Origin of the sequence: uncultured Succiniclasticum sp. (assembly GCF_902793885.1) — a bacterium.
Taxonomy (GTDB): domain Bacteria; phylum Bacillota; class Negativicutes; order Acidaminococcales; family Acidaminococcaceae; genus Succiniclasticum.
In genome coordinates this window covers 180,831-194,889 of record NZ_CADBFF010000003.1, presented here as the reverse complement: position 1 = coordinate 194,889, position 14,059 = coordinate 180,831, and the positions used below count along the sequence as shown (strand labels likewise).

The 14,059-nt window shown below is 47.8% G+C and carries 11 protein-coding genes; all 11 read left to right on the top strand.

Annotated elements, in window-relative coordinates; translation table 11 throughout:
* Positions 1 to 111: 111 nt before the first annotated feature.
* Complete coding sequence (locus tag QZV31_RS02875) at positions 112 to 1,830, top strand: proline--tRNA ligase (protein WP_295357843.1); 1,719 nt, start codon at positions 112 to 114, stop codon at positions 1,828 to 1,830.
* A gap of 90 nt (positions 1,831 to 1,920) precedes the next feature.
* Positions 1,921 to 2,640: an MgtC/SapB family protein gene (locus QZV31_RS02870; RefSeq protein ID WP_093731105.1), complete on the top strand. Its 720-nt coding sequence runs from the start codon at positions 1,921 to 1,923 to the stop codon at positions 2,638 to 2,640.
* Between the two features lie 109 nt (positions 2,641 to 2,749).
* Positions 2,750 to 6,433, top strand: coding sequence for a PolC-type DNA polymerase III (locus tag QZV31_RS02865; RefSeq protein WP_295357839.1), 3,684 nt, complete (start codon positions 2,750 to 2,752; stop codon positions 6,431 to 6,433).
* Positions 6,434 to 6,649: 216 nt separating this feature from the next.
* Entirely contained in the window at positions 6,650 to 7,126 is a 477-nt protein-coding gene (rimP, locus tag QZV31_RS02860; RefSeq protein WP_295357836.1) for a ribosome maturation factor RimP, read from the top strand.
* A gap of 15 nt (positions 7,127 to 7,141) precedes the next feature.
* Positions 7,142 to 8,215, top strand: coding sequence for a transcription termination factor NusA (nusA, locus tag QZV31_RS02855; RefSeq protein WP_295357832.1), 1,074 nt, complete (start codon positions 7,142 to 7,144; stop codon positions 8,213 to 8,215).
* Positions 8,212 to 8,478 (top strand): YlxR family protein, encoded by a 267-nt coding sequence (locus tag QZV31_RS02850; RefSeq protein WP_093731108.1) that lies wholly within the window; start codon positions 8,212 to 8,214, stop codon positions 8,476 to 8,478. The genes nusA and QZV31_RS02850 overlap by 4 nt, the downstream gene beginning before the upstream one ends.
* Positions 8,471 to 8,776 carry a ribosomal L7Ae/L30e/S12e/Gadd45 family protein gene (locus QZV31_RS02845; protein WP_295357827.1) on the top strand — a complete coding sequence of 102 codons (306 nt, stop codon included), beginning with the start codon at positions 8,471 to 8,473 and terminating at the stop codon, positions 8,774 to 8,776. Before QZV31_RS02850 ends, QZV31_RS02845 begins: the two co-directional genes overlap by 8 nt.
* A 20-nt stretch (positions 8,777 to 8,796) precedes the next feature.
* Entirely contained in the window at positions 8,797 to 11,817 is a 3,021-nt protein-coding gene (infB, locus tag QZV31_RS02840; protein ID WP_295357825.1) for a translation initiation factor IF-2, read from the top strand.
* Positions 11,818 to 11,838: 21 nt separating this feature from the next.
* On the top strand, positions 11,839 to 12,201 hold the full coding sequence (gene rbfA, locus QZV31_RS02835) for a 30S ribosome-binding factor RbfA (protein ID WP_093731111.1): 363 nt from the start codon (positions 11,839 to 11,841) through the stop codon (positions 12,199 to 12,201).
* Positions 12,194 to 13,147: a bifunctional oligoribonuclease/PAP phosphatase NrnA gene (locus QZV31_RS02830; RefSeq protein WP_093731112.1), complete on the top strand. Its 954-nt coding sequence runs from the start codon at positions 12,194 to 12,196 to the stop codon at positions 13,145 to 13,147. The genes rbfA and QZV31_RS02830 overlap by 8 nt, the downstream gene beginning before the upstream one ends.
* Positions 13,144 to 14,022 (top strand): tRNA pseudouridine(55) synthase TruB, encoded by an 879-nt coding sequence (gene truB / locus QZV31_RS02825; RefSeq protein WP_295357817.1) that lies wholly within the window; start codon positions 13,144 to 13,146, stop codon positions 14,020 to 14,022. Before QZV31_RS02830 ends, truB begins: the two co-directional genes overlap by 4 nt.
* The last annotated feature ends 37 nt before the right edge of the window (positions 14,023 to 14,059 follow it).

The window sequence follows — 14,059 nt, the reverse complement described above, 5'->3', positions numbered from 1 at the left end:
GTCTTGCGGTAGGAGACTGAACCAATCCACAGCATCCTCTACAGTGTAGCATATGACCTTGGAGAGGGTCACTAAAAACTACTACTCTATAATACAAGGGAGAATCAATAAATGTTAGTCAGCAAATTATACGCACCTACCTTACGTGAAGTTCCGGCAGAAGCAGAAATTCCCAGCCATAAACTGATGCTGCGGGCCGGTTATATGAGAAAATCCGCTACCGGCATGTATTCTTATCTTCCGCTGGCACAGCGTGTCCTGCAAAAAATTGAAACGATTATCCGGGAAGAACTGAATGCCATTGACTCCCAGGAAATCCTGATGCCGATCGTACAGCCTGCTGAAATCTGGCAGCAGAGCGGACGCTGGGACGTATACGGGGCGGAGATGTGGCGTCTGAAAGACCGGCACGGACACGATTACTGTCTGGGACCTACCCATGAAGAAATGATCACGACGCTGGCTCATATGGACGTGAATTCATATCGGCAGCTGCCTCTCTCCCTGTATCAGATCCAGGATAAATTCCGTGACGAACGCCGTCCCCGTTTTGGTCTGATGCGCAGCCGTGAATTTATCATGAAAGACGCCTACACCTTTGACAAAGATGAAGAAGGACTGAATAAATCGTATCAGGATATGTACGATGCATACAGCAAGATCTTCACCCGCTGCGGTCTTACGTTCCGTCCGGTAGAAGCAGATAGCGGCGCCATCGGCGGCAGCGGTTCCCATGAATTTATGGTTCTGGCAGATTCCGGGGAAGCGGAGATCAGCTACTGCACGCAGTGCGATTACGCAGCGGATACGGAAAAGGCTGAACTGAATCTGATTGAAGCCTCTGCCGAAGCAGAACTTCCGAAAGAAAAAGTTGCTACACCGGACTGCAAAACCATTGCGGATGTCTGCGCGTATTTAAAATCACCTGTAGAAAAATCGGTAAAAGCGGTTGCGTACCAGAGCGAAAAAGGACTGATCCTCTGCTTTGTACGGGGCGATCACGAAGTCAATGATATCAAAGTCATCAACACCTGCGGCGTCAACCAACTGGAAATGGCTCCCGCCGAACTGTTGGAAGCGGCAGGAACTGCAGGCGGTTACATGGGCCCCTGCGGAATCGATCCGGAAAAGGCCATTGTTGTCTGCGATCAGTCCGTAATGAAGATGCACAATTTCTGCTGCGGCGCCAATGAAGAGGGATATCATTTTATTAATGTGAACCCGGGACGTGATTTCACACCGGCGTTTGTTGCCGATATCCGTCTGATGCAGGAGGGGGATCCCTGTCCGCGGTGCGGCGGAAAAATTGCCAAAGCGCGCGGCATTGAAGTAGGACAGGTATTCAAACTGTTCACAAAATACAGCGAAAAACTGAACGCGACCTATTTGGATGAAAACGGCAAGGCAAATCCGATGTACATGGGCTGTTACGGCATCGGTGTGGGCCGTACCATGGCGGCTGCCGTAGAACAGAATAACGATAAGGACGGCATTATCTGGCCGGTGGAAATCGCACCGTACCATGTCATTGTTGTACCTATCAACATCAAAGACGAAGCCGTTAAAGAAAAAGCGTTTGCGATTTACAACGAACTTAAGAAAGCCGGTATCGAAGTGATTCTGGATGACCGTGACGAACGTCCCGGCGTCAAATTTAAAGATGCCGACCTGATCGGTTATCCTGTTCGCGTGGTAATCGGCAAAAAGACGTTGGATAACGGGCAGATTGAAGTAAAGGCCCGCAAGACCGGAAATGTACAGATGCTGCCTGCAGATGATTTTGTTGACGGAATCAGGACTGTGCTGGAAGAACTGAAAAAATCGGAATAAAGGAGACGCTGATTCATACAGACGAATTAATCCGTGTTTCCTGAAGCTTTTACTGAAATACCTGTAATAATGAGTACCGGGGTGATAGAAATGGATACTTGGCTGAGTAGTTTTGTGAACACCATCCAGGGTGAAATGGTAATTCGCCTTCTGCTTGCCGCCTTATTTGGCGGTGTCGTCGGTATGGAACGGGGCAGCGGCGACCGGCCGGCAGGATTTCGTACACATATTCTGGTATGTGCGGGGTCTGCCCTGATCATGCTGGTGTCCATGTATGGCTTTGAAGGCTATGATGTTGTTCCTCTTGAGTATCCCAGAAACCGTGATTCCGCCCGAATTGCCGCACAGGTGGTAAGCGGCATCGGCTTTCTGGGCGCCGGTACAATTTTGCACGAAGGAATCACGGTGCGCGGACTTACTACAGCCGCCAGTCTCTGGATGATTTCCGCCATAGGCCTGGCTACCGGGGCCGGCATGTATTCCATAGGAGCAGCAGCTACATTGATTACGTTTATCACGCTGACCACATTTCACAGCGTTGAAAAACGGTTTGCTGTTGCCAGCAGTAAATCCGACAGGAAATATATACGGGTTGTCACAGCTAATATCCCTGGGACCGTTGCGCGTGTTGCAACCTTTCTTGCCCAAAATGACGTAAAAGTCAAAACCATCAATGTCCAGAACAGTACCTTAAGTGATAAAGTTGTACTGGAATTATATCTTAAATTCAATAAAGATTTGGATTTGGGAATGATTATGGACGGACTGCAGCAGATTGAAGGAATCCAATCAATTGAGAATGTTGGATAGTTTTTTATGAGGAAGACATATGAAACCCTCTTTTTATTTGGAACCTGATGCGGAAAAAATGCGGTCTTTTTTCCGCACTTTTTCTTTACATGAGGATTTGATTGCTGATTTGAAAAAAATCATTATCAGTAAAATTTGGATTGATGAAGCAGATAACAGCTGGGAATTGGAGTATACTCATTCAGAATCGATAGATTCCCGGCTGCCGGATGCGCTGACGGGCCAAATTATTAATTATTTCAATTTGAAAAAACTGTGCTGGAAGAAACCGGAACAGGAAACCAGTTCGGTCCCGCTTCCTGATTCGGAAGTACGGAAGGATAACAATCCCACTGCCATAGAAACTGAACAGAAGGATAACAATCCCACTGCCGAAGGAAATGCGCCGGAAGCAGGATATTACCCGGATGTTCCTGCAGAAGAACCGCCTCCGGATGCAGATTGCGGGTTTGATTCTAATATCGAAGAAGACGAAACCTATATGCAGGCCTACAATGCCTTGTATGGGAAAAAGTTTGCGGACGGATGCCTGTTTGGTAAAAATTTTAAAGCGGATACTGTCATTCCGCTGAACGAATTGACGGAAGCCCGCCGCCACATTGTGATTCAGGGACATATCGGCACACAGCGGGATAAAGATGATAAACTTGTCGCTTTTGCTGAACGGGAAGTTCGGGGACGGAATAAAGATTCTTCCCGTTTACTGGTTTTATTTAATATTATCGATGCAGACGGCGGCATCTATGTAAAAGTTTTCTTTGATGACCGTGAGGAAGGGAACGAGTTTAAAAAACAGCTGAAAGCCGGCACAGAGTTGCAGTTGCTGGGAAATGCAGAACCGGATCAGTATAATCATGAGGCCATGACGTTTACACCGATTGCCGTTAAGAAGATAGAAGTCCGGCAAAGAGAAGATCATGCCCCTGTCAAACGGGTGGAACTGCATTGCCACACAAAAATGAGCAAGCTGGATGCTATCACGCCAATGGCAGACCTGGTTAAGACTGCGATCCGGTTTGGTCATAAAGCGCTGGCCATTACAGATCATGGCGTGATACAGGCATTTCCGTTTTGTCAGGATGCGGTAGAGGATGCCGGTAGTGACCTTAAGCTTATTTACGGTTGTGAAGGTTACCTGACCAGTGATGAAAACGGAGAAATTTTGCGGGAAGGACTGCCGCATACGCAAAAAATCCGTTCCAATCATATTATTCTTCTGGCAAAAAACTATACCGGGCTGCGTAATTTATACAAATTAGTTACGCTGTCTCATCTGAGTTATCAGAACGGGACAGGGGTTCGGGCCCGTCCGTTAATTCCCCGCAGCATACTGGAAGAACTTCGGGACGGCCTTCTGTTAGGCAGTGCCTGTGAGATCGGTGAACTCTATCAGGCGGTGGAACAGGGAAAGTCAGAAGAAGAATTACTGAAAATTGCTGACTTTTACGATTATCTTGAAATACAGCCGCTTGGCAATAACGCGTTTCTGGAACGGGAAGGGCGTTTTACCCATGACCAGCTGATCGAACACAATAAGCTGATTTACCGGCTGGCAAAGAAACTGGGAAAACTTTGTGTGGCAACCTGTGATTCCCATTTCCTTAACCCGGAAGATGCCAAGACGCGCGCCATCCTGCAATACAGCCAGGGATATAATGATGCGGATATGCAGGCGCCCCTGTATTTCCGCACAACAGAAGAAATGCTTGCGGAGTTCACGTATTTTGATGAAGAAACCGCTTACGAAATCTGTGTGACCAATCCAAATAAAATTGCGGACCAGATCTGCCGGCTCAAACCGGTTCCGGACCGTGACCAGCTGTATTCTCCTGCCATATCCGGTGCCGAAGAAGAAATTGAAAGAAAGAGTTATGAGAAAGCGCATCGTTATTATGGAGATACGTTGCCGAAGGTTGTAGAAGACCGGCTGAAGATGGAACTGGATGCAATCATCGGTCACGGGTATGCCGTTTTGTATGAGATTGCCCATAAACTGGTAAAGCATTCCATGGATGAAGGATATCTGGTTGGTTCCCGGGGTTCTGTGGGCTCCAGCTTTGTTGCCTGCATGACAGACATTACGGAAGTCAATCCCTTAATACCTCATTACCGTTGCCCGAAATGCCGGCACACTGAATTTTTTGAACACAATGAATATGCCAGCGGATTTGATCTTCCTCCCAAGAACTGTCCGGAATGCGGAACCGATATGGCCCGTGACGGTCACAATATTCCTTTTGCTGTGTTTATGGGATTCCATGGTGACAAAGTTCCGGATATCGATTTAAATTTCTCTGATGAATATCAGCACAGGGCCCATAAATATACGGAAGAACTGTTTGGGCGTGATAATGTCTGCCGGGCCGGAACCATTGCTACGATCGCACCGAAAACCGCATGGTCTTATGCAAAAAAATATTTTGAAGAACATAATATCCCGGCGCATCCGGCCTATGTGGAAAGTTTTATTGCCGGCCTGAACGGGGTAAAACGTACAACAGGGCAGCACCCTGCGGGAATCATGGTTATCCCGAGGGATATGGATATCCACTATATCACCCCTATGAGTCATCCTGCCGATGATAAAAACAGCAATATTATTACGACGCACTACGATTACCATTCCATCAACGATCGCCTGGTAAAACTGGATATTCTGGGTCATGTTGACCCGACGATGATCAAACGTCTGGAAGAATTCACCGGTATCAACGCGATGGATATTCCCGTCGGGGATCCGGACACCATGTCCATCTTTTCCTCAACAGAAAAACTGGGGGTCACTCCGGAACAGATTGGAACAAACGTAGGGACACTGGGCATACCGGAATGTGGGACCCGTTTTACCTTGGACATGATCCACGAACTGAAGCCGAAGCTGTTCAGCGACATTGTCAGGGTATCCGGTTATTCCCACGGCACCAATGTGTGGATCGGCAATGCCAAAGATCTGATAGAATCCGGTCACCCGGTCGAGCAGACCATTTCCACGCGGGATGACGTGATGACTTCTTTAATTGCAAAAGGTGTAGATCCGGCACTTGCTTTTAAAACCATGGAGTATGTCCGTAAAGGAAAGGCAGCAAAAAAGGGCTTGGAACCCGCAATGAAGGAAGCAATGGAAAAGGCCCATGTGCCTGACTGGTATATGAAATCCTGCGAGACTGTCCAGTACCTGTTCCCGAAAGCCCATGCCGTGGCGTATGTACTGAATGCATATCGAATTGCCTACTGTAAAGTGCATTACCCGCTTGCGTATTACGCCGCGTATTTTTCACAGCGCGCTGACGTGGACGCCACATACATTGCCAAAGGGGAATCCTTTATCCGGCAATATATAAAGAATGTCGAGTTGCAGGGAAAAGAAGCCAAAGCCGTAGATAAAGACAATGTCGTTTATCTGCAGTTGATTCTGGAAATGCTGGCAAGGGGATTTGTTTTTTATCCCATTGATTTATACAAATCTCACGCCTATCAGTTCCGTCCGGAAGATGAAAAGGGAATCCGAATACCGTTATGCTGTCTGCCGGGTGTTGGCAAAGGTGTGGCCAGGACGCTTTCCTTAACGGTAAAAAACAATCCCCGTGATTTTATTTCTCAGGAAGACCTGCTTTCCTGCTGCCGGCAGACAGAGCAGAATATTACGGATAAGATTGCAAGACGTGAAGAACTGTTGCCGGAAGAAGAGGAGCTTGGACATGTGGGGCAGACGGCCCTGGATGCGTTGGCGGATTACGGCGCTCTTGGCGATTTGCCGGTAAGCAATCAGATGGACCTGTTCAGTTTTTCCTGACCTGTTGGTTACGACGGCCAAAAGGCCGTAATACCAGAGATAAAGCGCAGTTTTTTAACTAAATGCGCGTTACAGCAAAGATTCTTCTAAAAACACTTTGCAATTATGTTTTTTAATGTTATAATATGTAAAGAAAATTTATGAAGTAATGAGAAAGAGTGGGCGCAAAACCCGCTCTTTCGTTATATTGGAATATGCTAAGCGGGGAGTGAAGCCATGAAACGTGAGGAAGTGGAGAAGTTTATAACAGAACTGGTCATGCCTATACTGAAAGATACAGATCTTATGCTGGTAGATGTGGAATATGTGCGTGAGAAAGACTGGTATCTTCGTATCTTTATTGACAAACCGGAAGGCGTCGAAATAGATGATTGTCAGTTTGTAAGTGAAAAACTGGCAGAAGTGTTGGATGACAGGGACCCCATTAAAGAAAAATATTATCTGGAGGTTTCTTCCCCCGGCATTGACCGCCCGTTAAAGAAAGATAAGGATTTTACAGGGAATTACGGTAAGAAGGTGGATGTTCAGTTCTTTTCACCGTTTGACGGCAATAAAGAAATGACGGGCATTCTGCTTTCCCATTCCGAAACAGATATAGAATTGAAACGGATCATAAAAGGCAAAGAAGAAAAGAATCCGATTCGAATCGAACGTAAACTGATTGCGGTAATCAGACCACATATTGATTTTTAAGGAGGAATTAGAAAAGTGAGTTCAGAGTTCGTACAGGCAATTGAAGCATTAGGAAAGGAAAAGGGCATTAATTCGGATATATTGTTTCAGGCTGTGGAAGAAGCCGTGGTAAGCGCATACAAAAAGAATTATGACAGTTCCCAGAACGTACGGGTGGAAATGTCAAAAACTACCGGTGAGTTTCACGTTTTTGAACAGCGCAGAATCGTGGAACAGGTAGTGAAACCCCACGATGAGATTTCGCTGGAAGAAGCCATTAAAATCAATCCCAACTATATTTTGGGCGATATTGTGGAACAGGAAGTGTTCCCGAAAAACTTCAGCCGTGTTGCAGTCCAGAATGCCAAGCAGATCATCATGCAGCGTATTCGGGAAGCGGAACGGAACATGGTCTACGATAAGTTTTCGGAGCGTGAGGATGATATTGTAAACGGATCGATCCAGCGTGTGGAACGCGGAACCGTATATGTTGATCTGGGTGCAACAGAAGGCCTGTTAATGGCAAATGAACAGGTTCCCGGAGAACGGTATCTTCCCCACGACCGGATGAAGTTCTACATCATCGAAGTTAAAAAGACCGGAAAAGGTCCTCAAATCATGCTGTCCCGCACGCATCCCGGTCTGTTAAAACGGTTGTTTGAACTGGAAGTTCCGGAAATCCATGATGGTGTCGTTGAATTAAAATCCATCGCAAGAGAGGCCGGAATGCGTTCCAAGATTGCCGTTTTCTCCAACGATGAAAAAGTAGATCCCGTAGGCTCCTGTGTAGGGCACAAAGGAATGCGGGTGCAGAATATCGTAAATGAATTGCGCGGTGAAAAAATCGATATTGTTAAATTTAATGTGGACCCGGCACAATATGTGGCTAACGCGTTGTCACCTGCCCAGGTTATCAGCGCAGTTGCCAGTGAAACAGAAAAAATCTGCTGGGTTGTCGTTCCTGATTACCAGCTTTCGCTGGCCATTGGCAAAGAAGGACAAAATGCCCGTCTGGCAGCCAAACTGACCGGCTGGAAAATAGATATCAAACCGGAATCTGAAGTAAATACTGATGAGGATGTCCAGGAAGGGAGCGGTGAAGAAGCGTGAAAGTAAAAAAAATCCCACAGCGGAAATGCGTCGGCTGTGGTGAGATGAAGTCCAAAAAGGAACTGATTCGCGTTGTCCGTTCTCCCGAAGGAGACATCTCGTTAGACCTGACCGGCAAAAAAGCCGGCCGCGGCGCTTATGTGTGTCCGGATAAGGAATGCATAACCAAAGCGTACAAGGCGCACCGGCTGGAAAAGGCCCTGGAAAAACAGGTAAATGATGATGTGTATAAAAAACTTCTGGAGGAAATGAAACATGAGTGAGAAAGATGTGGCAGGCGCGTTAGGCCTGGCGCAGAAAGCCGGTAAACTTTCCTCCGGGGATCTGGGTGTGAAAGATGCCTTGTCTGATGGCAAGGCAATGCTTCTTGTCATTGCTACGGATGCAGCTCCCAATACGGTAAAAGAGCTGAAGTTCCTGGCAGAAAAAACATCTGTACCTGTTGTCTTCTGTATGCAGCGGACTGCGTTAGGTCTCTGCATCGGAAAAGCCCCCCGGGCAGCGGTAGCTGTACTGGACAAAGGGTTTGCCGGATTGATTATGAAAAAGTGGAACGTGTGATATAAGCTGGAGGTAGCTGAATGGGGAAGAAACGAATTTTTGAGATTGCAAAAGAATACGGAGTAAAAAGTCCTGAAATCATAGAATTACTGTCTAAACATAATATTAATAAGACAAATTTCAGCAGTGTGGAAGAAAGTGAGATTGCCATTATTCATGCAGCGTTTTCCAAAAAAGCCGTAAAACAGGAACAACCACAGACGGTACACAAAACGGAAAAGCCGCAAGCTTCAGGAAGTGCTGAAAAAGCAAAACCTGCAGCCACTTCTTCTCCGGCAAAACCAAGGCCGGAAAAAACGGAGCGGCCTTCTATGATCGTCAAACCTATCATTATGACTGTTGAAACCAATGCGGAGGGCAAAAGCACGATTACGCATAATGCCCTGCAAAGGGACAAAGCGGTTAAACCGGTTTCTACGGAAAATAAACCGGAAAACCGGGCTGCAGTTCCGCAGAATCAGACAGTTAATAATGACGGAAAGAATAAATATCGCAACGCGCCGAATCATATTAATGCAGACAACAAGGGGCCGAAAACGGAAAAAGGATTTGGCTCTGCTGCAACACCTGCAAAGGCGGCAGAAAAACCGGCCGGAGCAGGACAAGTTACGGGAGAACGTAACCTGAACGCCAATCTGAACAGAGGTCCCCAAAACCGTCCCACGTCCTCGCAGGGAAATGTAAATCGTCCCAATCCGAATCGTGATTTTAACCGTCAGGGACAAAACCAGAGCCAGGGCTTCAACCGCCAGGGACAGAACTATAATCGGGGCGACCGTCAGGGACAAGGGCAGGGCCAGGGCTTCAATCGCCAGGGACAGAACTTTAACCGGGGCGACCGTCAGGGACAAGGTCAGGGTCAGGGCTTCAACCGTCAGGGGCAGGGCTTTAACCGGGGCGACCGTCAGGGACAAGGTCAGGGGCAGGGCTTCAACCGCCAGGGCCAGGGCTTTAACCGGGGCGACCGTCAGGGACAAGGTCAGGGCCAGGGTTTCAATCGCCAGAGTCAGGGCTTTAATAAAGATAAAGACGCAAATCAGGGTAATAAATTTGGTGGAAACCGCCCGGGCAACCGCAACAATAACGCGGCTAAAAAACCTGCCGGTGGTTTTGAAGAGATTCCGCGCGGTAAGGAAAGCCGGGAAAAATATAATAAAAAGCACGAAAAACAGTTAAAAGGTTCCTATGCTTCCCGTGACAGCAGACCGATGCGCAGCGCAGACCATATGCGTCCCACAAAGCACCTGAAATCCAAAACAGGTGCTCCCGTACGCAATGAACAGCATATTACTGTGGTACGTCCTACCATGGTGCAGATTGCTGAATCTATCAACGTGCAGGAATTTGCGAAGATGATCAAACGGGAAGTTGCGGAAGTCATCAAGAGCCTCTTCCTGTTAGGAGAAATGGTGACGATCAATCAGGATATTGATTTTGATACAGCAACACTGGTCGGCAACGAATTCGGTGTCGATGTACAGCCGTTACCGCCGGAAGAAGATCCTACCGAAATTCCCGAAATCGAAGACGATCCGGCAGAACAGGTTGTTCGTCCTCCGGTTGTTACCGTTATGGGCCACGTTGACCACGGTAAAACCTCGTTGCTGGACGCAATCCGCAAAACGCATGTTACAGCCCGTGAAGCCGGCGGCATTACCCAGCATATCGGCGCCTATACCGTAACTACCGGCGGAAAGAAGATTACGTTCCTTGATACGCCGGGCCATGAAGCGTTTACAGCCATGCGTGCCAGAGGCGCACAGTGCACGGACATCTCAGTTTTGGTAGTAGCGGCGGACGACGGCGTAATGCCCCAGACCGTGGAAGCAATCAACCATTCCAAAGCGGCCGGAGTGCCTATTATTGTTGCCATCAACAAAATGGATAAACCGGCTGCGAATCCGGAACACGTAAAGCAGCAGCTTTCCGAGATGGAACTGATTCCGGAAGACTGGGGCGGCGATACCATTATGGTTCCCGTTTCCGCACATTCCCATCAGGGCATTGACGATTTGCTGGAAATGATTCTTCTGGTAGCAGAAGTAAAAGAACTGAAAGCCAATCCGAAACTGCCTGCTCACGGTACCATTGTTGAAGCAAAACTGGATAAAGGCCGCGGACCGGTTGCCACTGTATTGGTACAGCGCGGTACGCTGACCATTGGCGACTATATTATTGCAGGAACCGCCCATGGACGGGTGCGCGCCCTGATTAACGACCGTGGCGAAAAAGTCCGCAAAGCCGGTCCTTCCACACCGGTAGAAGTATTAGGTCTGAACGAAGTTCCCCAGGCTGGTGATATCCTGGATGCAGCGGATGAAAAGATTGCCCGCGGTGTAGCGGAAAAACGCATCGCCAAAGCAAAAGCGGAACAGCAGAAAGCCGCCAAGGTATCTCTGGATGACATTTTCAGCCGCATCAAAGAAGGCGAACTGAAGGAACTGAATATCGTTGTCAAAGCGGACGTTCAGGGTTCTGTGGAAGCGTTATGCGCTTCTCTCGTCAAGATTCAGAACGAAGAAGTTAAAGTGACTGTGGTTCATTCCGGCGTAGGCGCCATCAATGAATCGGACGTTATGCTTGCTTCTGCAGCCAATGCATTAATTATCGGTTTCAATGTGCGCCCGGATGCGAATGCCCGCAAGATTGCGGAAAGCGAAAAAGTGGATATCCGTCCGTACCGCGTCATCTATGATGCCATCAATGACGTGGAAGCTGCCATCAAAGGTATGCTGGCTCCCAAATTTGAAGAAGACGTTATCGGCCGCGTCGAGGTCCGTCAGGTCATCACGATTTCCAAGATGATCATTGCCGGCTGCTACGTAACGGAAGGCAAAGTTACCAACAACGCCAAAATCCGCGTGGTGCGTGACGGTATTGTCATCGCTGAAGATGAGATGGAATCCCTGCGCCGCTTCAAGGACGATGTAAAAGAAGTGGCTGCCGGCTACGAATGCGGTATCACGCTGGCCAAATTCCATGATATCAAAGAGAATGACCAGTTTGAAGTTTATGTTATGAAAGAAGTTTCTCCCGCATAAGGGATCAGGTACAGGTGAATTATGGCCAGATTACGAGTAGAAAAAGTTCAGGAAGCCATCCAGCGCGAAATCTCCAATATGCTTTTGCTGGACATCAAGGATCCGCGTATCAAACTGGTAACAGTTACGGGTGTGGACCTGACAGACGATATGAGCCAGGCTAAAGTTTTCGTAAGCCTGTATGGGTCTGCGGAAGAGCAGGAACAGGCGTGGAAAGCACTGAACAAAGCGAAAGGATTCATGAGAACAGAAATAGCAAAACGCATCCGTCTTCGCTTTGCTCCGGAACTGATACTGGAAAAAGATACATCCCTTGAATACGGTGCGCATATTGACAGCTTGCTGCGCCAGATTAAAGAGAATGAAGGAAATAAAAATGAGTAAGAACTGTTCATTAGCGGAAACCGGCGAATTGCTCAAAGCAGCAAAAAAACTGGTAATCGTCAGCCACGTCAGTCCTGACGGAGACACACTCGGCTCATCCCTTGCCCTTATGCATGCCCTGCGTGCGCTGGGAAAAGATGTAATCATGAACGTGGACGATGATATTTCCACTGTCTATTCATTTCTTCCCGGAATTCAGGAATACCGGCGTTTTGGAGCAGACGAAACAATAGAAGCGGATCTTTTGGTCATCATAGATGCCAGTTCGGCAGACAGGGCCGGCAACGCCATGGAAGTCGTCAGGCCCGGCGCCGTTCTCAATATTGATCATCATAAAACAAATACACGGTTTGCGGATTATCTGTATCTGGATTCCGATGCTGCGGCAACCGCTGAAATCATTTACGCGCTGCTGCTGGAGATGGGAACAGAGTTTACCACAGATATCGCAACCTGTATTTACGAAGGCATCTATACGGATACAGGTTCATTCAAATATTCCAATACCACCTCCAAAACAATGGAAACAGCCGCTGCGTTACTGAAACACGGCGTAAATCCCAGTCTGGTTTCAGACAACATGGAATTACGGTCCCGGTCGCAGGTAGAAATGCTCCGGAAAGTTTTGGAAACGCTGACCTTCTTAAAAGACGGAAAGATTGCCTATATTGAGATTGCACCGGAATTATATGATCGTAACGTAGATACGGATGCTTTTATTTCCTATCCCCGTTACATAGAAGGTGTGGAGATTGCCCTGTTGTTTAAGCAGCCGGAAGAAAATCTGACCCGTGTCAGCTTCCGTTCCAAAGAAATCGACGTAGCCAAAATCGCAGTATCCTTCGGTGGCGGCGGACATAAAAAGGCGGCTGGCTGCTCCATTTATGCGCCGATGAAAGAAGCCGAAAAAATTGTGCTGCAGGCTGTTGAGGATCTGTTTGTATGACGGACGGTATCGTAAATGTCCTCAAGCCGCCCGGTATGACATCCCACGATGTGGTAAGCCGGATCCGTCGAATTTACGGAGTTAAGAAGGCCGGCCACTCCGGTACGCTGGACCCGGATGCTGCCGGCGTGCTGCCTGTCTTTATCGGCAACGCGACCCGTCTTCTGGAATACGCATCAACAAATACAAAGCATTACCGTGCCGAGGGGATTTTGGGTATTCGTACCGACACCGGAGACGACAGCGGAAACGTGTTGGAAACAAAACCCGTTCCTGATTTTTCCGCAGCAAGGTTGGAAGAAATTTTACAACAGTTCAGGGGGAAAATTTTACAGGTTCCTCCCATGTATTCCGCGTTAAAAGTCAATGGGAAAAAACTGTATGAATATGCCCGACAGGGAATAGAACTTGCGCGTTCTGCACGTCCCATTGAAATTTTCCGTCTGGAACTCATCCGGTTTTATCCTCCGTATTTTTGTCTGGACATCGCATGTTCCAAAGGCACCTATGTCCGCACTTTACTGGAAGACATTGCAGCTGCTGCAGGAACCTGTGCCTGCATGACTTTTTTGTTGCGGACCAGGGCCGGGGACTTTTGCATAGAAGAATCCCATACGCTGGAAGAAATTGCGGCAGAGCCGGAAGCTGTGTTGCAGCCAATGGAAACGGCAGTCAGCAAAACCGGTAAACTTACTGTAAATGCGCTGCAGGCGTTTCGTATTACAAACGGCGTTCGTACCACAATAAAAGGCACAGCAGAAGGGGTTTATTCCCTTTATCTTGCAGATTTATTTCTGGGCATCGTTACCGTAGAGAATGAAGTAGTAAAGCCGGAAAAAATATTGGTTCAGGTTCAGAAGCCAGATTCGGATTAAAAAAATTAGCTGAAACGTCTTGCCTAATAATATGCTT